Source organism: Shewanella sp. SP1S1-7 (genome assembly GCF_031932105.1).
Lineage (GTDB): Bacteria > Pseudomonadota > Gammaproteobacteria > Enterobacterales > Shewanellaceae > Shewanella > Shewanella baltica.
This window is the reverse complement of sequence record NZ_JAUOEU010000027.1, coordinates 46,803-67,119: the sequence shown is the minus strand read 5'-3', so window position 1 is coordinate 67,119 and position 20,317 is coordinate 46,803. Positions and strand designations below refer to the sequence as shown.

The 20,317-nt window shown below is 47.5% G+C and carries 17 protein-coding genes; 8 read left to right on the top strand and 9 right to left on the bottom strand.

Going from position 1 to position 20,317, the window contains the following annotated elements:
- From Q4Q49_RS17810 to hemC, 5 genes are all read right to left on the bottom strand, one after another.
- Positions 1-2,525 (bottom strand): retention module-containing protein (locus Q4Q49_RS17810; protein WP_312000003.1); only part of this gene is annotated, 2,525 nt, incomplete at its 3' end.
- Positions 2,526-2,958: 433 nt separating this feature from the next.
- A complete protein-coding gene (locus Q4Q49_RS17805) occupies positions 2,959-4,125 on the bottom strand; it encodes a heme biosynthesis HemY N-terminal domain-containing protein (RefSeq protein ID WP_312000002.1) in 1,167 nt (388 codons plus the stop codon).
- Positions 4,122-5,297 (bottom strand): uroporphyrinogen-III C-methyltransferase, encoded by a 1,176-nt coding sequence (locus Q4Q49_RS17800; RefSeq protein WP_312000001.1) that lies wholly within the window; start codon positions 5,295-5,297, stop codon positions 4,122-4,124. The genes Q4Q49_RS17805 and Q4Q49_RS17800 overlap by 4 nt, the downstream gene beginning before the upstream one ends.
- Positions 5,298-5,357: 60 nt before the next feature.
- The gene (locus Q4Q49_RS17795; RefSeq protein ID WP_312000005.1) at positions 5,358-6,098 is read right to left on the bottom strand and encodes a uroporphyrinogen-III synthase; all 741 of its coding nucleotides are present in this window, start codon (positions 6,096-6,098) and stop codon (positions 5,358-5,360) included.
- Between the two features lie 4 nt (positions 6,099-6,102).
- Positions 6,103-7,035, bottom strand: a complete 933-nt coding sequence (hemC, locus tag Q4Q49_RS17790) for a hydroxymethylbilane synthase (protein WP_312000000.1) — start codon at positions 7,033-7,035, stop codon at positions 6,103-6,105.
- 202 nt (positions 7,036-7,237) lie between these two features.
- Between hemC and Q4Q49_RS17785 the strand changes: the two genes are divergently transcribed.
- Positions 7,238-9,649: a class I adenylate cyclase gene (locus Q4Q49_RS17785; RefSeq protein ID WP_311999999.1), complete on the top strand. Its 2,412-nt coding sequence runs from the start codon at positions 7,238-7,240 to the stop codon at positions 9,647-9,649.
- An 83-nt stretch (positions 9,650-9,732) separates the two neighbouring features.
- Here the strand turns inward: Q4Q49_RS17785 and cyaY are convergent, their stop codons facing one another.
- Positions 9,733-10,062, bottom strand: coding sequence for an iron donor protein CyaY (gene cyaY, locus Q4Q49_RS17780; RefSeq protein ID WP_006083426.1), 330 nt, complete (start codon positions 10,060-10,062; stop codon positions 9,733-9,735).
- Between the two features lie 79 nt (positions 10,063-10,141).
- Here cyaY and lptM point away from each other — a divergent pair, with 79 nt between their 5' ends.
- From lptM to Q4Q49_RS17745, 7 genes are all read left to right on the top strand, one after another.
- Complete coding sequence (lptM, locus tag Q4Q49_RS17775; RefSeq protein WP_006083425.1) at positions 10,142-10,333, top strand: LPS translocon maturation chaperone LptM; 192 nt, start codon at positions 10,142-10,144, stop codon at positions 10,331-10,333.
- 63 nt (positions 10,334-10,396) lie between these two features.
- Positions 10,397-11,641, top strand: a complete 1,245-nt coding sequence (lysA, locus tag Q4Q49_RS17770; RefSeq protein WP_311999998.1) for a diaminopimelate decarboxylase — start codon at positions 10,397-10,399, stop codon at positions 11,639-11,641.
- Positions 11,642-11,717: 76 nt separating this feature from the next.
- The gene (gene dapF, locus Q4Q49_RS17765) at positions 11,718-12,545 is read left to right on the top strand and encodes a diaminopimelate epimerase (protein WP_107402801.1); all 828 of its coding nucleotides are present in this window, start codon (positions 11,718-11,720) and stop codon (positions 12,543-12,545) included.
- Positions 12,542-13,171 (top strand): DUF484 family protein, encoded by a 630-nt coding sequence (locus tag Q4Q49_RS17760; protein WP_011848049.1) that lies wholly within the window; start codon positions 12,542-12,544, stop codon positions 13,169-13,171. Before dapF ends, Q4Q49_RS17760 begins: the two co-directional genes overlap by 4 nt.
- A 57-nt stretch (positions 13,172-13,228) precedes the next feature.
- The gene (gene xerC / locus Q4Q49_RS17755; protein WP_311900583.1) at positions 13,229-14,149 is read left to right on the top strand and encodes a tyrosine recombinase XerC; all 921 of its coding nucleotides are present in this window, start codon (positions 13,229-13,231) and stop codon (positions 14,147-14,149) included.
- Positions 14,149-14,880 carry an HAD-IA family hydrolase gene (locus tag Q4Q49_RS17750; protein WP_012588728.1) on the top strand — a complete coding sequence of 244 codons (732 nt, stop codon included), beginning with the start codon at positions 14,149-14,151 and terminating at the stop codon, positions 14,878-14,880. Before xerC ends, Q4Q49_RS17750 begins: the two co-directional genes overlap by 1 nt.
- Before the next feature lie 123 nt (positions 14,881-15,003).
- Positions 15,004-15,582, top strand: a complete 579-nt coding sequence (locus Q4Q49_RS17745; protein ID WP_311900582.1) for a HupE/UreJ family protein — start codon at positions 15,004-15,006, stop codon at positions 15,580-15,582.
- Between the two features lie 17 nt (positions 15,583-15,599).
- Here Q4Q49_RS17745 and Q4Q49_RS17740 read toward each other — a convergent pair whose 3' ends face one another.
- From Q4Q49_RS17740 to Q4Q49_RS17730, 3 genes are all read right to left on the bottom strand, one after another.
- Positions 15,600-16,103, bottom strand: coding sequence for a helix-turn-helix domain-containing protein (locus Q4Q49_RS17740; RefSeq protein ID WP_012090404.1), 504 nt, complete (start codon positions 16,101-16,103; stop codon positions 15,600-15,602).
- A 131-nt stretch (positions 16,104-16,234) separates the two neighbouring features.
- Complete coding sequence (ric, locus tag Q4Q49_RS17735) at positions 16,235-17,044, bottom strand: iron-sulfur cluster repair di-iron protein (RefSeq protein WP_311999997.1); 810 nt, start codon at positions 17,042-17,044, stop codon at positions 16,235-16,237.
- A gap of 228 nt (positions 17,045-17,272) precedes the next feature.
- Positions 17,273-20,263, bottom strand: coding sequence for a UvrD-helicase domain-containing protein (locus Q4Q49_RS17730; protein ID WP_311999995.1), 2,991 nt, complete (start codon positions 20,261-20,263; stop codon positions 17,273-17,275).
- Between the last annotated feature and the right edge of the window lie 54 nt (positions 20,264-20,317).

The window sequence follows — 20,317 nt, the reverse complement described above, 5'->3', positions numbered from 1 at the left end:
TGGGTGTCTACATTGCCATTATCAGTGGCTTTACCTGTATTACCAGCAGGATCTGTCACTGTTGCTACAGCGGTATAATCACCTTCAGCCAGAGGGGTTGTGACGTCCACTGCGTAGGTGCCATCTTCATTAACAGTCGTTGTTAATGTCTGTTCTGCACCTGTGCTATCTGTGACAATAATCGTAATTGTGCTACCTGGCGTTGCATCTGACGAACCTGTAATAGTAGGGGTGGTATCTTGTGTATTATCGGGTGCATCAACAGTGATGTTAGGTGCTGTGATATCCACGTTACCGTCATCTGTGGCTGTGCCGGTATTACCTGCAGGATCTGTAACTGTCGCTGTTGCTGTAATAGGGCCTTCGGCGACAGGATTGGTAACATCCACAGTATAAGTACCGTCAGGGTTAACCGTGGTGGTTAGCGTCTGCTCAGTACCTGTGCTGTCGGTGACAACAATTGTTATGGTGCTACCTGGAGGGGCATCTGTAGTGCCCGTGATTGTCGGGGTCGTGTCATTGGTTGCATCGGGAACATCGACGGTAATATTTGGTGCTGTGTTATCAACATTGCCATTATCTGTGGCTTCACCTGTATTGCCTGCTGGATCTGTCACTGTTGCTACAGCGGTATAGCCGCCTTCAGCGAGTGGGTTAGTGACATCTACGGAATAGGTGCCATCAGGGTTTACTGTGGTGGTGAGAGTCTGCTCTGCACCTGTGCTATCGGTCACTACAATCGTAATAGTGCTACCTGGCGGTGCATCAGTCGAACCTGTGATCGTTGGTGTAGTATCTTGGGTATCATCAGGTGCATCAACAGTAATTGTTGGCGCAGTCGTATCAAGTAGTGCTGAATCACTGCCTTCTGGAGATGTGTTACCGGCACTGTCTGTGATAGTCGCCACAACTGTAATCGTTTCGCCTTCACCGGGAGCAGGAAGGTTGAGATTCACAAAGCCATTGTTGATATCTTCCTGAGTCAGTGTGTAGTCAACACCATTAACAGTCAGCGTATCGCCAACATTTGCACCTGTGCCATCTAAGCCAATAGTGACATTGACTTCAGTATTGCCAGCTAGCTCTTCGTTACTGATAAAACCATCATTGTTTGTATCTGTATTGATAGTGACACTAGGTCCCCCATCGGCGACTGGTGTGACATTGATGGTTAATGTTGCTGAAGCGCCAGTATTGGTTGTGTAAGTAATAGCAGGAACTTGGCCATTCCAGTTTTCATTTGGCGTAAAGGTATATGAGCCATCGGCGTTTAACACTAAAGTGCCACCTTCGAGTGTGACTTCGGTACCTGCTGCGTAAGTGGTACCGCCGACTTCGAAACTCACAACACTTAAGCTTGAGTCTACATCACTGTCATTATCAAGTACGTTGCCTGTAGCAGCTGTATCTTCATCGACTGTATTTGAATCGTTGGCCAGAACAGAAGCATCATCTACAGGCGATATATTGATGGTTAAGGTTGCGCTTGCACCGGTGTTCGTGGTGTAAGTAATAACAGGAACTTGGCCATTCCAGTTTTCATTTGGCGTAAAGGTATATGAGCCATCGGCGTTTAACACTAAAGTGCCGCCTTCGAGCGTGACTTCAGTTCCTGCTGTATAAGTGGTACCGCCGACTTCGAAACTCACAACACTTAAGGTTGAGTCCACATCACTGTCATTATCAAGTACGTTGCCTGTAGCAGCTGTATCTTCATCGACTGTATTTGAATCGTTGACCAGAACAGATGGATCATCTACAGGCGAGATATTAATGGTAAGAGTTGCGCTTGCACCCGTGTTAGTGGTGTAAGTAATAACAGGAACTTGGCCATTCCAGTTTTCATTAGGTGTAAAGGTATATGAGCCATCGGCGTTTAACACTAAAGTGCCGCCTTCGAGTGTGACTTCGGTACCTGCTGCGTAAGTGGTACCGCCGACTTCGAAACTCACAACACTTAAGCTTGAGTCTACATCATTGTCATTATCGAGTACGTTACCTGTGGCAACGGAATCTTCATCGGTTGTATTGCTGTCATTGGCTAGTGCCGATGGGGAATCTGCAGCAATGGTCAGTTGTGGATCATTGGCCGTAGTGCCTGTTAGTGCTTGACCTGTAGTTGAATATCCTGATGTGGCTAAGACTTCGCTACCACTGCGAGCGAGAGTGACATAGCCAGAGTTACCGTCACGGCCTGGAGTGTTCCCTGCTGCGGTTTCTGGAAGATTCTGAGTTGGGTCTTCACCGGATGCAATAAGATCTTGTAATGCTTGGATTTCATCTAAGGCGGCCGCGTCAGTGGCGTTGGTGGCTACTGCGGGTTCGTTGGGGGCAACTTCGTTCGATAGCTTAGTGCCATCGTCGAAGGTGATCTCATAGGTCGCGTTTTCGTCAATATGGAGCACAGCACCTTTTGGGAGTTGTTCGCCATCCTTAGCGGGTTGATTTGAACCATCAACTTCGACATTGATTTGCCCTTTTACTAACTTAAGCAAACCTTTCTTTGATGTAATTACCGATCCCATAATTAGCTCCCAACAGCCAAAGTGTGTTAATTCCACAGACGCACAAATCCAACATATGTGTTGGATTGTGATACAAGTGGTCGAATTTTAGCTAACAAAGTGTCACAAGTCAATTTTTTGACACGTCTGTATTGCTTGTTCCGACTGGGGTTTGCGAGATGTTGGATATAAAAAAGACAGGATTCAGATGTGTAACTAGATGTAGTAGATATATTTATAAAAAGGGCTGCATTTAGTATTTTTCAACTTTGTAGTTAAGTATATTTATAACAAATTAATTAGGATTGGAAGGTTAATTTTTTATGAAAACGACACAAACCGACCTAGTGAGTCTCGTTTTTGAGTTCGAATGAAGCAAGAACCTTCGTGAGTGGTAAACGCCGTGACTCACAACAGTGTAAATCACGGCGTTATCTTTATTGATGTCGTAGAGCTATAAGTTAACTGCTTGGCGATAGCTTTGATTGGCGTGACCTTGTTCGCCTAACTGTTCTTGAATCCGTGCGAGCGCCAGCCATGAGGCTTTTGTTGGTTCGAGTCGGCAAACATTCTGCAAGCAGCTTCTGGCTTCTTTCATATCCCGCGTTTGCTGATAAAGCTTAGCTAAGCACATCTGGTAGTCCGCATTATTCTCATGGGTGACTTCATGCTTGAGTAACTGTTTACGGATCTCTGTGTCTTGGGCTGTCGCGATTTCAGGAATTGCATGTAAAAGTGCTGACTCGGGAGAGGTTCGTAACTTTTTCGCTATTAGTTTCAGCGCTTGGTCTTTGCGATTAAAGCGGCATAAACCCATGGCATAAATCGCCAAAAACTCAGACTGATTGCGTTCGCTGCGAGATAACCATTGCCAGCATTGCTCTAAGGCTTCTTCGCCTTCGATGGCTGCTGCTTTGAGTAACGCGCAATTAGTGGCGATATTGAGCTCATTCAGCTGAGCATCATCTAAGATCTGGCGTTTTCTCAAAATGGGTATCAATAGCTTGAGTGCATCCCAATCCGCTTGGGTTCGGTATAGCTCAAGGGCGAGTTTGAGTACTGGCGCTTTACTCTTGCTCGTCGGTGCTAGCTTATCCAGCTCAGCGCGGGCTAGGGCTAATTCCCCTTGTTTTAGGAGGTATCGAGTACGAGTGGTTGCGACGGCATTCGCGGCAAGAGGTTGCGCTGCAGCGCGATCAAGATATTGATCTCGCTCGGCTATTTTTTGTTGATACTGAGCGGCACGGGCCGCAGCAAGTAAGTTAAGCGCAGGGAGTTCGCCATTGTCAGCGCCTTTTATCATGGCGCGTTCTGCTGCAGGCCAATCTTCTTCAGCCAGAGCCAGTGCACCCATTAAGGTATGTTTTTTAGCCGAGCGGCGGCGCCAGTGATGGGGAATAAAACGGCTGCGCAGCATCAGATTGATGGCGCTAATCACTAGCCATTCGAGTACTTGGAACACCGCATAAAATACAATTAAGGCGATGATCCCAAAGACTAAGCTGGTCTCAATCTGGTAGTCACCCGCAGCAATATAGACATAACCTGTATTGCCAACCAGCCAAGGGCTGATGCAGAGCCCTATTAGCACAATTCCTAAGTAAATTAATATCTTGATCATAGCGGCGCATCCTCTGATGAGGTCAGCTCGCCATAACTCGTCAGCTGTAATAACAGAGGTTTAGCTGCAAAGGATTTCAGGGTAATAGGATCAAGTTCTAAGGTTGCTAATTTATCGATTTCGGCGATGGCCTCAGCTGTCTTGTGATCTTGCGTATCAAAATAGGTTTGGATCCACTTGCGCGCCATCATCAATGATTGGTGATAAGCCGCTCTGTCATAGCGATATAACGCAAGTTGCGATTGCAGCAGTTTATGGCGAATGTTTTCCACCAGATACCATTGCTGTTCCGGTGCGAGTAAAGCGGGCGCATCGGCGGTTTTGTGGCGTATGGTAATAAAGTCTTGGGTTAACGCTTTCCACGTTTTACCCAGATTGCTCTGCCAATCATTCAAATCGCCAGTAATCGTTGTATCTTCTGGCGCATCGGTTTCTGCGTCGGTGCGATTCAGTGGCAGTTTATCGAGTTGTTCAATTAAGGCATCGAGCGCCAATACATTGCCATCAATATCTGTGGTTTTAATGCTGGCCGTGGCGGCGATGTCTTTTGCTAATGCCTTACGAATAGGCAGTAACGCCGGATTGTTCATGGCGGCGATGGTTTCATCCGCCGACTTTAATAGATCGGTGGCGGTGCGGGGATCTTTCTCTAACCAAAGTTTACGGCCTGCCATATTCACCAGATATTCGGCTTCAGAGGCCATCCAATGTGTTGGGCTGCGCTGGGCAAGTTTATTGACCCTGTCCTGCAGCTGATTTTGGTCTTCTGCTAATTTTGTTAATTCTTGGTAAGTCTTAGCATCATTCAGTTGCTGCTGTTCAAGCTGGCCAATACGTTGATTTGGCTGCAATAGTGCTTGCTGTAATTGGTCCTGCAGGGCGATATTTTTCGCATCCTGCGCTAGCCGTTGCTGTTGCATCTGTTGGTACAGCATAAAACCGCCACCAAGAGTGCAAGCGGTTAAACCTAGCGCTAATAACACTCCAAAGCGAATTGCCCACGAGCTTCTATTGGAGGCTGGCGTTTGGCTTGGTGCAGTTGAAGTTGTGGCTGTTTGGGATTCTGTGGATGACGCCGATGTTGCGGATATGTCATCGGTCGTTTCCGGTGACACAGTAATAGCGGTAGCCTCTGATTCTGGGCTCTTTGCGTCGTGCTTGTTGTTATCCATTTAACAGTCCTTGAAAACATGCTACTGCCGAAATTCGAGTAAAATCGGGCTAAATAGCGCTTAGAGTTTAAGGGCGTTTAGCACGGCTTTGCTGTTGGCGGCATTGGCATTGGTGACTTGGGTTATACCAAAGGCGTGAGCTTGAGCTTCTACTCGGTTACTGGGGACTATGATATGACATGAGCGCAGCCATGCAAATAACTCTTTTGGCACTAAATTAATCAGGTTATCCAGTACTTCACCGCTGGTCACCACAATAGTGTCTATCCCAAAGGCTTGCCATTGTAGTGCTAACTGTCGTCCATCAAGTGGCGGGCAAGCTCGTTGATACACTTCCCAATAACGTACTGTTGCGCCGCGCTCAGTCAATTGTTCGGCTAAGGCTTCGCGACCACCGACGCCACGTATGATAGTAATCTGCTTATCTTTAATCTCTTGCAGCGGCGCGAGAGTGAGCAGCCCTTCGGTTTGCTGGCAATCATCAGGGGCTTCGAGGGCCGAAATGCCAAGTTGGTCTAATGCTTCCCAAGTCGCATGTCCTACGGCGAAGTATTGAGCTTGAGGCCAAGCTTTGGTGTGTGGATCCGCATTAGTTAAGGCGTTATCAGCAAAAGTCACTGCATTGGCGCTGATGCAGATAATCATATCGGCGTGTGCCAAGGGATGCGGGGTATTCATTGCGATTGGAGGCGTTGCTTCGACACACAGTAGAGGTGTGACCCAGTGGGCAATGCCTCGTTCATTCAAGGCATCGACCATGGACTGATTGCGCCCCTCGGGGCGCGTCAGTAAGACTTTCATTGACTTAGGCTTTAGCGTAAACGGCATCGAGAATGCTTTTGGCACCTTTGCTGAGTAACTCTTCAGCAAGGGCAACACCTAATTGCGTGGCGTCGGTTTTTGGACCTGTGATCACGCCTTCGATGATTTCACTGCCATCTGGGTTACCGACTAGGCCGCGTAGCGTCATCTCGTCACCATCGATTTCAGCAAATGCGCCAATCGGCACTTGGCATCCACCTTCAAGGCGCGTGTTCATCGCGCGCTCGGCAAGAACACGGTAGCGAGTTTCTAAATGCTCTAATGGCGCCAGTAGCGCTTTAACACGTTCGTCGTTGATGCGACATTCGATACCCACGGCGCCTTGGCCATTGGCGGGTAAGGATTCTTCGGCCGAAATAAAGCTGGCAATACGCTCAGACAATTTCAGGCGAATTAAGCCGGCAGCGGCGAGAATAATGGCATCGTATTCACCGTTATCCAGCTTAGCTAAACGCGTACCCACGTTACCGCGTAAATCTTTGATGATGAGGTCGGGGCGTGATGCGCGCAGTTGACATTGACGGCGTAGGCTTGAGGTGCCCACAGTTGCGCCTAATGGTAATTCGCTGATCGATTTATATAAATTCGATACAAAGGCATCGCGGGGATCTTCGCGCTCGCAAATGACTTCAAGGCCCAAGCCTTCAGGGAAGTCGACTGGCACGTCTTTCATTGAGTGCACTGCGATATCGGCAAGATCGTCTAACATAGCGACTTCAAGCTCTTTGACGAACAAACCTTTACCGCCTACTTTGGCTAGCGGCGTGTCTAAGATAACGTCGCCTTTGGTACTCATTGGCAGCAATTCCACCACAATACCTGGGTGAATGCGTTCTAATTCGGCTTTAACAAATTCAGCTTGCCACATGGCCAGCGGACTCTTGCGGGTTGCGATACGTATGCGGTTCTCAGACATGCCTAGTTTCCATCAAAGATCTTAGTTGCGCCAATGCTAACATTGGCAAATCGTTTATGTAAGGAAGCCGTATCGATTCTTTGAAGTCGGCGATGTTCTCAATAGTATAAAAGTGTGACGCGCTTCACATATAGTTGCTCGTGTTTGCAAAAGTGTTAACATGAGCACACTTCTCATAAGTGCTTAAGTGTTGTGTTTTTGAATGGATCGGCAAATACAGTTTCCTGATATAGCTGAAAGACTTAACAAGGTCCGCATTGCGCGCGCCTTGGCTTTACTATCGCCGCTGCAAAAACACTTATTCCATTTGATCCCCTTTTTAATTCACCAGAACAGCGTTCAGTCTCCTGGCTATCATGCCGCCAATACACCTTGTGGGATTAACGAGTATCAACAAGGTGAGATAGAGTCCCAAGCCTGTGATGTGTTCTCGCTGCCTTTTATTATCCAAGAAGCGGACATCAATGCCTTTGATGGCGTATATGCCATGGGCAGTACAGGCAGTTTTGGCCAAAATACCAAGAGTGATGTCGATGTTTGGTTAGTGCATAGAGCCGATTTAAGCCCTGAAGAGTTAGCGCTGATCAGGATTAAAACCGATAGATTGACGGCTTGGTTTGCCGAGTTTCAGTTTGAGGTGAACTTTTACTTAGTTCATCCGCAACAGTTTTGTGGTGATCAAACGCAGCGTGGTTGCCAGTCAACCATGGCCCATGAGCACAGTGGTAGTACTCAGCACTGGTTATTACTGGAAGAATTTTATCGTAGTCAAATTCGTCTGGCGGGTAAAGCCATTGCATGGTGGCCTGACGCTAAACTCAATCCAGCACTCTTGTTTTTAGGCGATGTGCATGAATTACCTGCGAGTGAGTACTTTGGTGCTTCCTTATGGCAGCTTTATAAAGGTTTAGAAAAGCCCCATAAGGCGCTGATTAAAGTATTGTTACTCGAGGCCTATGCCAGCGATTATCCCCATTCAACGGTGCTTTGTGATCGCCTCTGGCAGAAGACCTTAGCCGGCGATTTTTCGACGTCGAACGATGCTTATTACTCCATCTACGAGATTATCGAAACCTATTTGCTCAAGCAGAATGATACCCGTCGGCTTGAGATTGCACGGCGCTGCTTTTATCTAAAATGTGGCGTGCACTTGAGTCGCCCGCAAGAGGGCAAAGATTGGCGTTATCCTAAGCTGCAAAAATTGGTGCAGGATTGGCAATGGCCCGACAGTTTGATCAGCACCTTAGATGATTGTGAACATTGGCACAGTGGTCAGCTCAATTGGTTTAACGAGCAGCTGAATGAACTTTTGTTGGCGAGCTATCAAACCTTGCTGCGCTTCGCATCGACCCATGAACTCAATGAAGGCTTGCGGATTGAAGAGCTGGGCATGCTCACCCGTAAATTACACACCTATTTTAGCCAAGATGAAGACCAAATCGCGAAGCTGAATCTGCTGTGGAGTGCCTCAGTCGCCGAGTCCGACGTGACTATGGTGTCAAGCTCGCGCGAGCGGCAATATTATCTTTATCGACAGGAGCCGCTGCCACAAAATTTGTTAGGTGAGTCGGCGATATGTAAGGGCAAAACTCCATCCGCTTTGATGATCTGGGCTTGTCTAAACGGAATTTCGACCCCTGATACGCAATGGCACGAATATGGTCAGAGTAAGGCAAAGTCGAAACGGCTTACCGAAGCTTCTAAGCGATTACTGAATTTTATCGACCACGATTGGCGCGTGTCGAAACGGGACTTATGCCAGCCGTGGCATTTTCGTAAACTGATTTTTGTGCTTAATCTGGACTGCGATCCCACCATTGAATGGGGCGGACAGGAAATGATGGTCGATGTGATGAATGCGAACGTGTTCTCACTCGGGCGTAAAAAAGCCAATATGCTTGGGGCGTTAGATGCCATTTGTTTGAATAGTTGGGGTGAGTGGCAGTGTCATCGTTTCGAAGGGGATACCGCGGTATTGCAAGCCTTAGCCTTTGTGACCCCAGGACTCCGGCGGGCCAGCTTACCCGTGGACATGGATGTGATCAGTTGCTCGCAAAAGTTACGGCCACAGCTCAAGTTAGCGGTGAGAAATTTGCTTAAGCAAACTATACGTTTGTGCCAAAAAGTGCAGCAATCCAGCACCTTAGTGCAGCCGCTACAGATAAGTCATACTCGCTATGGGATCTTTTTTAATCCCTTAGGCATGGCTTATCAGGATTTAAGCGATGCTAAGTCTTTTTATCAGCAGTTATCCCGCAGTCATCTTGTGTTGCTGCCACGGCCTGAATTGGGTGACGATCCCTTTTCGAGTATGCCTAAAGTGGTGCAGAACTATGCGGCGAAAGGGGCGATTCAATATTTTCTACGCCAACGAGTCGATAACTTGGATGTATTTATTCTCGATGAGGAAAATCAGCTGAGTCACTATGTACAGGCGGGGTCAAACATGGCCGAGTTAGTGAATAAAGTCAGTCATCACTATGTGTTCGATGAGCATTATGCTTCACGGGCGCGATTCAATATTCCGCAGTTTTTCCATCTAGTACGAGTGGCGGGGGAGTTAACTGTGGCGCCGTTCGGCATCGATATGAGTGACCAAGACACTGAGTTTTAAGCTGTTTTTTAACATAAATAATGGGAGCCAAGGCTCCCATTATTGTTTTGCACTATTATGGCTTGCGCTACGATTCGCTTTGATTAAAAGCTAAGCTTAATTCCGCCTTGGCGCTCGATAGACTCTTGCACGAATGGCATAAACTCGCCGCCATTACGTCCGTCCATCCATTTACCTTCAACAAAACCAAAATGATATCCACCAAAACGTGTGGCTACCCAAATCTCATGCAAAGGTTCTTGCTTGTTGATCACTATCTTAGAGCCATCAACAAATTCTAATTGCAATACGTTGCCACTGGCATCGATATCAACATCGGCATCTTGCTCATCAATCGCAGTTTCAATCGCATTTTCTATGGCTTGGAACATATCATCGGCGAGCTGGTGAAATTCTGTATCTGTAATGGCCATGCATTTCTGTCCTTTGCTTTCGTCAAGATGGGTGCGATTATAAGGCCATTAGTCACCAGATGCACAGATGTTGAGAAAAATGAGACTGTTTTTATTGTTATTGCTTGGTAGCCTATTCATTACGGCATGCGGCCAGAAGGGCCCCCTCTATCGATCGCCCGCCACAGAGGTGAATCAACCTAAAAAAGTTGATGAAGCTAAAACTGTGCCTGAAGTGGAAGAGATTAAAACCGAAATTAGAGCCATCGAAGCACAAAAAACACAACAATAACAATCGCTATAACTAAAACGACCATCACTATCGCAGCGATAACGCGCAGTAAGGAATCAGACATTGGATCACTTTCTCTACCAACAAAATGCCCTGCACGCCGAAGGCTGCCAGGTTGCCGATTTAGCTCAAACCTATGGCACACCGCTGTATATCTATTCCCGCGCCACGCTAGAGCGCCATTGGCATGCCTTTAATAATGCCGTGGCAGATCATCCACATTTGATTTGTTACGCGGTTAAAGCCAATGCGAACTTGGCTGTACTGAATGTGCTGGCACGTTTAGGCAGTGGTTTTGATATCGTGTCGGGCGGTGAGTTAGCAAGAGTGATGGAAGCGGGCGGCGATCCCGCCAAAGTGGTGTTCTCTGGCGTGGGTAAAACTGCGGCTGAAATGGAACAGGCACTTAATCTGGGCATTTATTGCTTTAACGTTGAATCGAGTGCTGAGCTTGAGCAGTTAAATCTGGTCGCAGGGCGTTTAGGTAAAGTCGCGCCTGTGTCCCTGCGGATTAATCCCGATGTGGATGCGGGAACCCATCCCTACATTTCGACTGGCCTTAAAGAAAACAAATTCGGTATTGCTATGGATGAGGCTGAAATCGTTTTCGCTCGTGCCCATGCGTTGCCACATTTAAAAGTGAAAGGTGTCGATTGCCATATCGGCTCACAACTGACTGAAATCAAACCATTCCTCGATGCGATGGATCGTATGCTTGCGTTAATCGACCGTTTGGCCGAGCAGGGTATCGTTATTGAGCATTTCGATGTGGGTGGTGGTTTAGGGGTGACCTATGATGCCGAAACGCCGCCACATCCTGATGTGTATGCCGCTGCCATATTAGCGCGTTTGGGCGACCGTCAACTTAAGCTGATCTTCGAGCCGGGCCGTGCGATTGCCGCCAATGCGGGGATTTTTGTTACTCAAGTGCTGTATCTTAAAGAAAACAGCGACAAACGTTTTGCGATTGTCGATGGCGCGATGAATGACTTGATTCGTCCTGCACTTTACAGCGCATGGCAAAATATTATCCCAGTCGTGCCAAGGGACTCAGAGGTCTATGAGTTTGATATTGTTGGCCCAGTGTGCGAAACCGGAGACTTTTTAGGTAAAAATCGCCAGCTCGCGTTAGCAGCGGGTGATTTACTGGCGGTGCGTTCGAGTGGTGCCTATGGTTTTGCTATGGCCTCTAACTACAACACTCGTCCTCGTGCGGCTGAAGTGATGGTCGATGGTGAGCAGGCTTTCTTAGTGCGTGAGCGAGAAAAATTGTCTCAGCTCTGGCAAGGTGAGCAACTCCTGCCGTAAACTAGAAAAATTATATTGATTCAGGCGCTTGGTTTCATACTTTATGAGCGGCGCCTCGGCTTAAAGGATAAGTATCTTGATCCAATTCACTAAGATGCACGGACTGGGCAACGATTTTATGGTGGTCGATGGGGTCACGCAGAACGTGTTCTTTTCGCCTGAGCAGATCCGCCGTTTAGCCGACCGTAACTTTGGCATAGGTTTCGACCAACTACTCTTAGTTGAGCCGCCCTATGATCCCGATTTAGATTTTCATTATCGCATCTTCAATGCCGATGGCTCTGAAGTCGAACAATGCGGCAATGGCGCCCGCTGTTTCGCCCGTTTTGTGCGTAATAAAGGCCTGACAAATAAGAGTAAAATCCGTGTCAGTACTTCGTCTGGCAAGATGACTCTGCGCTTAGAGCGAGACGGTACTGTTACCGTGAATATGGGCGTGCCGATCCTCGAACCGAGCCAGATCCCCTTCAAAGCCAAAAAACCTGAAAAAACCTATTTACTGCAAACACCGATGCAAACCTTTTTGTGTGGCGCGGCTTCTATGGGTAATCCCCATTGCGTGCTCGACGTTGAAGATGTGGCGAGCGCTTCTGTTGCTGAAATTGGTGCCATGCTCACTAAGCATGAGCGTTTTCCACGCGGTGTGAATGTGGGGTTTATGCAGGTCGTAGACTCAGGCCACATTAAGCTGCGGGTGTATGAGCGCGGCGCGGCCGAAACCTTGGCCTGTGGCACAGGCGCATGTGCAGCTGTAGTTGTTGGTCAAGTGCAAGGAAAGCTCGGCCAGCAAGTGCGGGTGGATTTACCCGGCGGCACCTTAACCATCAACTGGGAAGGCGAGGGTAAACCTTTGTGGATGACGGGCCCCGCGCAGCACGTTTACGATGGACAAATTCAGTTATGACAGAGCCTTTGATGCCGCAGACGGATGTGCCTTTCGATGAGTTGATCATTCGCGAATATCTGCTGGATAATCCCGACTTTTTTAATCGCTATCCCGAGCTGCTGCTGGCGATGCGCTTGCCTCACATGGAACGCGGCGCCATCTCTTTGGTGGAACGTCGCCAAGAAATGCTGCGCCAGCGAGTGAGCCAGTTGGAAGAAGAAATCACCAGTCTGTTAACCATGGCGGCGCGTAACGAGAAGATTTACCAATTCAATACCGAGTTATCCTTTCAGTTATTAAATTGTGCCGATCTAGTGTCACTCAAAGAAGTGTTGGCCGACAGTTTGAAATTACAGTTTAATTTCAGCCATGTGCGTTTGATCAGCGTTCTCGATACCGATATGAAGGCAATATGGGATCAAAGGCTGCATAAAGGTCACTATTTTGGCCGACTCACGCAGCAAGAGGCTAAACGCCTATTTGGTAGCGAAGTGGGGTCGGTGGCACTGACGAAATTATCGGAAGACAACCCAGTCATTTTTGCTATTGCCAGCCAAGATGCCACCCATTTTCATCCCGATATGGATAACATGCTGCTGGAACAACTGCGGCGTTTGCTGGCGCACATGCTCGCTAAGCTGTAACGGCTATCGAGCGATTGTGCTCACTCAAGGCTTAGCAAAACCCATGAGGAAACCGATATGAGTACGCAAACAGCCGAAGTGTCGGCGCTTAATACTCAATGGTTACACACCTTTGAACGCTATCTGAGTACCGAGCGGCAGTTGTCGGCCCATACAGTACGTAATTACCTTTACGAGCTTAATCGCGGTAGTGATCTCTTGCCTGACGGCGTGCATCTACTCAATGTAAGTCGCGAGCATTGGCAGCAAGTATTGTCTAAATTGCACCGCAAAGGCTTAAGCCCGCGATCGCTTTCACTGTGCTTATCTGCGGTAAAACAATGGGGTGAATTTTTGCTGCGCGAAGGTGTGATCGAGCTTAATCCTGCCAAAGGCTTAAGTGCTCCCAAACAAGCCAAACCGCTGCCGAAGAATATCGATGTCGATGCCATCAGTCACTTGCTCGACATTGAAGGTACAGATCCGCTGAGTCTGCGGGATAAAGCCATGATGGAATTGTTTTATTCCAGTGGTTTACGTTTAGCGGAACTCGCCGCGCTTAATTTATCCAGTGTGCAATACGATTTGAAAGAAGTGCGAGTCTTAGGTAAAGGCAATAAGGAACGTATCGTCCCCGTCGGTCGTTTAGCGATTGCTGCTTTGCTGAATTGGCTCAATTGCCGAAAGCAGATCCCCTGTGAAGATAACGCCTTATTTGTAACCGAAAAAGGCAAGCGACTCTCCCATCGTAGTATTCAAGCGCGGATGGCGAAATGGGGGCAAGAACAGGCATTGTCGGTGCGCGTGCATCCGCATAAACTGCGCCATTCCTTTGCTACTCACATGTTAGAAGCGAGCGCCGATCTGCGGGCGGTGCAAGAATTATTGGGCCATGCGAACCTAGCGACCACGCAAATTTATACCAGTTTGGATTTCCAACACTTAGCTAAGGTGTATGATAACGCCCATCCTAGAGCGAAAAAAACACAGGATAAATAATGCGTTGCTATCTTAGACCTCAAAATATTCAAGCGATCAGTTTCGATCTCGACGATACCCTGTACGACAACCTACCGCATATTTTAAATGCCGAAGCTGAGCTAGCGACGTTTCTGTTGCAGACTTATCCATTGTCGCAGGCGTGGCAAACCCATGATTGGCGCAGGCTAAAACTGCAACTACTGCAGCAAAATCGCGAGCTAGCCCATGATACCAGCGCTGCCCGTTTGGCAACGCTTCGCCAAGGGCTAATACAGCTTGGGTATTCGGCCGTTGAAGCCGAACGCGGCGCCGAGCAAGGATTGGCGTGTTTTTATTTTCATCGCAGCCATTTTCAAGTATCTGACGAAGTGCTCTTATTACTCAAGCGCTTATCGCAGCATTTTAGATTAATCGGCATCACCAATGGCAATGTGGATGCCGAGCGAATTGGTTTAGGCGATGCCTTCGAGTTTGTGTTGCATCCAGGCAATGGCGTGCATATGAAACCCGCTAAAGACATGTTTGAATTGGCCTGCTCGCGACTAAATATTGCACCGCAACATTTACTGCATGTTGGCGATAGTATGAATGCCGATGTGCGCGGGGCGCGGTTGGCAGGATGCCAGTCTGTGTGGTTGAATCCGAGTTTTGGCCGAGTCGATTCCTTACCTATTGCGGCCTTGTTACCCCATTTAGAAATTAATGCTCTCGATGCATTAATCAAAGTGCTGGCTATCGACGCAAACTAACTCTGTGGGCAGCGTTGAATCTGCCTCTTTGCTAATCCAGAGTGATTGAGATCAAGGTTTGTTCCCAAAATTTGCACTAGAGTGAAGCCTAATATTACTGAAGTCACTGACTAAGGCTGTGTTATGGCGCGTATCGGGTTGTTATTACTGCTCACATTATGTTGGATCGCGCCGGTATCGGCCCATGAGATCCATTCGGGTGGCGGTTTCATGTCGGGTTTTAATCACCCCGTATTAGGCTTTGATCACTTGCTGGCTATGTTGAGTGTGGGCATGTTGAGCACCCAGCTCGGTGGCCGCGCAATTTGGACTGTCCCCTTAGCATTTGTCACCTTTATGTTGGTTGGCGGGATTTTAGGCTTATACGCCATTGCCGTTCCCTTCGTTGAAATGGGCATTGCCCTCTCGGTATTGTTACTCGGTCTTGCCATCGCTTTTGATCGTCAAATCCCATTGCTATTTGCCATGGCCTTTGTGGGCGTATTTGCGATTTTCCACGGACATGCCCACGGCGCCGAAATGCCAGCATTGGCAAGCCCGGTTTTGTATGCTCTAGGATTTTTATTTGGCACTGCGGTAATCCATTTAGGCGGCGTAATGATAGGCCTTGGAATGCAGCGGATGACAGGACAACGTAACCTAATGCGTGTCACGGGCGCAGCTATTGCGGCCATGGGCGGTTATTTGTTAGCTGGATTTTGACGTAATAACATGTCGGATTAACGCGCCTTGAGCTGCTTCATGCAAAGATGGGCGCGGCGTAACAGTAGATTGACCTGCCGACGGCTCGCATGCATGTCGGCATCTCCCACCCTAAAATAACTCCCAGTGTAAGGATCGCCGCCGACATAGATAGGTTTGAGCTGCTCTGGCGCCAGCGGTACACGGATGCGAATCAGCTTTTTATTCATAATTTCAATAATCTGTACATCTGAGATCGCCAAAATATTATGGCTAGTACGGCTAGGATTATCGAGTATCTCCCAGAACTCTTGTAAAACAGGAAGCGGATTGGGAATACCTTCAATACTGAAATGGCCACGTTCTTCGCGCACCCCTAGGATGATCTCGCCGCCTAAAGTGTTGGCAAAGGAGCTATAGGTAGCCCAAATATCTTCGGGTAATTGACCTTGGCCGTCGCGGCCACCTGCGAGTTTAAACTCTACTTGAGCCGATTCGTGTAAATCGGCAATGTCATCGAGTGCAAATGATTGAAATGTCATGGCAGCTTATCCGTCAGCGACACATGACTTGTTGTAGCACGTCAACAATTGAAAGGCCAGACTTAGGTCCGGCCTCAAGATTCTGCGGATGACCGTAATTCAGGGGCATCACAGCAGCAATATTTAATCGATTATTGAGCGAGACCTAATGCCTTAGGAAATAGAATATTGTTTTCTAAGTGGATATGCTGATGTAAGTCTGCCTCAAACTCCGCTAGCGTTGCATAACAAACACGCCATGTAGTGCAGGCATATTCAGGTGGCGTGAAATCGTTAGTGAGCTCGTGTAATTTTTGCAAGATCAAACCGACTTCTTCATGCTCATGTTGCATCGCATTGATGGGATTACCAATATGACCAAAGCAAGTTTCAACCTGCTCTGCTTGACTCAAGCCGCGGATCGCCGGAAACAGTATTTTTTCTTCTTTCATTAAATGCGGCATCAGGTCTTCAACTAAAGCACGTACCCAACCCGCAAAGGGAATAATTTCGGCATAGTGCTCACCATGGGCGCGGACCATTTTCTCAGAATATTCGACTAATAATGGCGCTTTTTCGCGCACGTATTGATGATGTGTCGACTCGATATAATCGACAAGTTGATCTAAGGGTAATTGATTCAACTCATCTTCTTTGCTACCGGTCAGTGTTACGGCATTCAGCGCAGCAACCACTTTTGCGGGATCTATGTCTGCGCGTTCACAGGCAACCGCCAGCGGTTTACCGCCTCCACAACAAAAATCGATACCAAATTGGCTAAACACATGGGCGCGGCGAAAATCTTCGGCAACTAACTCACCGACTTTTCGTGCTAGCCAGTGGCTATCTTGAGCGCTCTCACTGAGCTCTGAACCTTGACCAAGTTGTGAATCATGGCGAGGTTGATAACCCACACCATGAACTGAGGGTTGTGCATCTTGCGGGATAGAAGTAGCAGACATGAATAGCTCCAAAGCAGCAATAAATTTACATTCATATTATTTGCAGCTTTAATGCGTAGCAACTAAACCCGACTAAAATACTCAGGATTTGCTGATGGTGTCACAGTTAACCGAGCGAAATATCTCTTAAGGAGTAGGTCGCCTGACTTATTTGTAGCTGGCAAATTGGCTCTCGAAACGTTGAGATACTGAGTGACGATCACGCCAAAGCGTTTCATTTTTTATCACTTAATTCGGAAGCGACAACTTGGCCTTGTTTAGTGTATTCGTACAACTGGGTAGGTTTTGCCCGCGGTAATTGCGACAGGCCCAAAAGGGGCCGAATCGACCATCTTTCAACAGCATATCGCCGCCGCAGAGGTTACAAAGCGGTGATATATGTCCACAAGCCTCATTTAGGCACACCTTAAAGCCTGCAAAACGGTTACGCGTCATTGGGCTAGCGCAGAGTTCGCAGCCTTGCTCCTTGTGATCGCACAGGGGAAAGTGTGAGCAAGAATAAAACGATTTAAAATTCCCCGTTCTAGGCTTAAGCGTTCCCGTGCTACAACGCACGCATTTTACTTCTTTAAATAACCTTTGTACTAAAGAGGTGCTAAACTCATCTTGTTCAATTGGGTAGTTTTTTGTAAGCAGTTCAGTGACGAAAGGGCTCACATCTGTCATATCGGCAATCACATAGACACGGTGTTTTGCCCGCGTTAATGCGACATAAAATAGTCGGCGTTCTTCTGCAAATTCAAACGCTTCAGTTTTAGGTAAAAAAGCATCCAGTATCGGCGGCGTAATTTTCATCGACGGAAAGCCATGCATTCCCGTCTTCATCCCCATGATCACCACATAATCGGCTTCTTTCCCTTTCGAAGCGTGAAAAGATTGGTACTCAATCTTCACGTTGGGATATTTAGCTTTAAGTTGGTTAACTTGGGTTTTATCGGGTAACTGAAACCAGAAACGTGCCAGCAAATAGACGCTCGGTAAGCTGCTAAGTTTGTCACTTCCGGCGTTTATCCTTGCACTTATCGCCGTTAATGCTTGTTCCAATGCATTTGGGCTTGGTTCATCTTTACTGGGCGGTTCGTTTTCTCCGCGGCGTAATATTGAAACCGCGGGGGAGGTGACCTGAGTGATGGATCGAATATCCTTGCTCAATTGTGTGGGATTTTGGGTGACAAACTGGGTGGCGACTTCCCCAATACTGCTGTTAAACCTAAACGTAAGATCTAAGTCGTTTTGGGCGGTTGGGCCAAAATAGTGAGTAAATTGCGTGGTTAAACTCACATCTGCGCCGCTAAAGCGATAAATCGCCTGCCAGTCATCCCCGACACAAAATAAAGACGCCTGCGCTTTAGAATGGGGCGCACAGGAATCCCTCAAGGCACGCACTAAGCGGGCACGTGGTTCTGAAATATCTTGGAACTCATCCACCATAATAAAACGCCACGGGCTAATAAATTGCCCGCGTTGTAGATACGTCAGCGCTTTGCCAATCATGTCCTCAAAATCAATGTCGCCATTTATTGCTAAATGTTGCTCATAGCGCGTGAGTATGGGCTCAAGCAGTTCGAATGCCTTACGGGTCTGCTGAGCATCGGCGGCGCGGGCAAATATACCATCAAGGCCATGTTCATCAAGGCAAGCTGCTTTATATAGCCCAATCAGCTGACTAAACATTTTTGCCAATTCAGTCACGCGGCCTAGTTCATGCAGGGTGGCGAGTATGGCTTCATCGGGTAAAGGGGCGTATTGCACTTTAAAGGCCTGTAAAGCTTGCTCAAGCTTACCGATTAACAACCCGTTTTTATGTTGGTAATAAAATAGTTCAACACACTTAGTACCATGTTGTTTATGTAGCTGACGTTTCCATGCCATCGATTCCAAGTACTTATGGTTATCGATATAAGGGGCGGCATGCTGGTGTTCATCAATACCATAGTATTCAAGATAAACTTGGTATTCAGGCAGATAGAAATCGGGTTGATACTGACGAAAATCAATACTGCGCACATCATGCTCATACTTAGCTTCATAAACATATTCAATGCCATTGCTAAATAGCCAGTTGGCAATGTAGAGCTCACCAAAGCTTTTGACTCGCTCACCTTTAAGGGTGCGAATATCGTTATCATTCAAGTATTGAAAATACTCACCTTCCACCTCGAACTCGAATGGGCTTTTTTCAACATAATAGAAGCGGCTGAAGTACTCGAAAAGCTGCTTACGGTAAGCCTCATCTTCAATCAAAGTCTCAAGGGTATTGTGCACCCACAGCTCTTTGGCTTTGTCATCCTCTGCCCAAGGGGACAAACTGGGTTTAGCGCGCTCAACATCGGCGATAATTTTTAAGCCTAAACTGTGGAAAGTGCTCGCCTTGATATCCTCCGTGCCAAGCTTGTTTTTAATCCGTTCATCCATCTCGTCAGCTGCTTTACGGCCATAGGCTAATAGCAATATTTCATCGGCTTTTGCTTGACCACTCTTAAGCAAATATCCGGCTCGCCCGACCATCACACTGGTTTTGCCCGTGCCAGCACCTGCCAATAACAAGTTATTGTTATCATCGATAATACAAGCTCGGCGCTGTTTTTCAGTTAAGGGATTAGATTCTATATGCTCAAAATAGTCTGCAAATTTAACGAGTTGTGAAAGAACGTAATCTTCACGCAGCTGCTTTATATCGGCGCGAGTCCAGCGGTGGATTTGCTTAAGCCTCACTAACACTGTGTGTAGATTTGCCGCCAAGGGCAGGTTTTCACACCAAGGGAACCAACGCTGATATTCGCGCGCGACTCTGGCTTGTATCATTGCTAAACGTGATTCACGTAAATAAGTGTGTGCCAGTATTTTATCGACTTTCGCCACTAATTCAGCAATGCGCGCCCCATTAGCATTCGCCCAAAGCAGTGCGATTTCGTTGCCAAATTGATGCTGCGCAAAATAGCTTAGAAACGGCAGTTGATAGGCTTTACCAGATACAGTGAAACTGAGCAAGTATCCGAGCGGACTTAAGGTAAAAACCGGCGGGGAGTCGAGCTGCTGCCAAGTAAAATGTTCGTCAGCGGCAACTTCATTAGCGCTGCGAGAGTGAGCAAAAAAGCCGCCTTTAGTGCGATTAATGCTAATACCACTGGCGCTGAGTTTTACCGCATCAGCTTTGCCAATAAAGAAATGGCCAAACCAACTGTGCTTGATATCTTGTTCAGAGTGAGTCAATGACAATGTAAAACCTACGGCTAAAAAGTTTTAGAATTAACAGGCTGATTTTTAAATGCA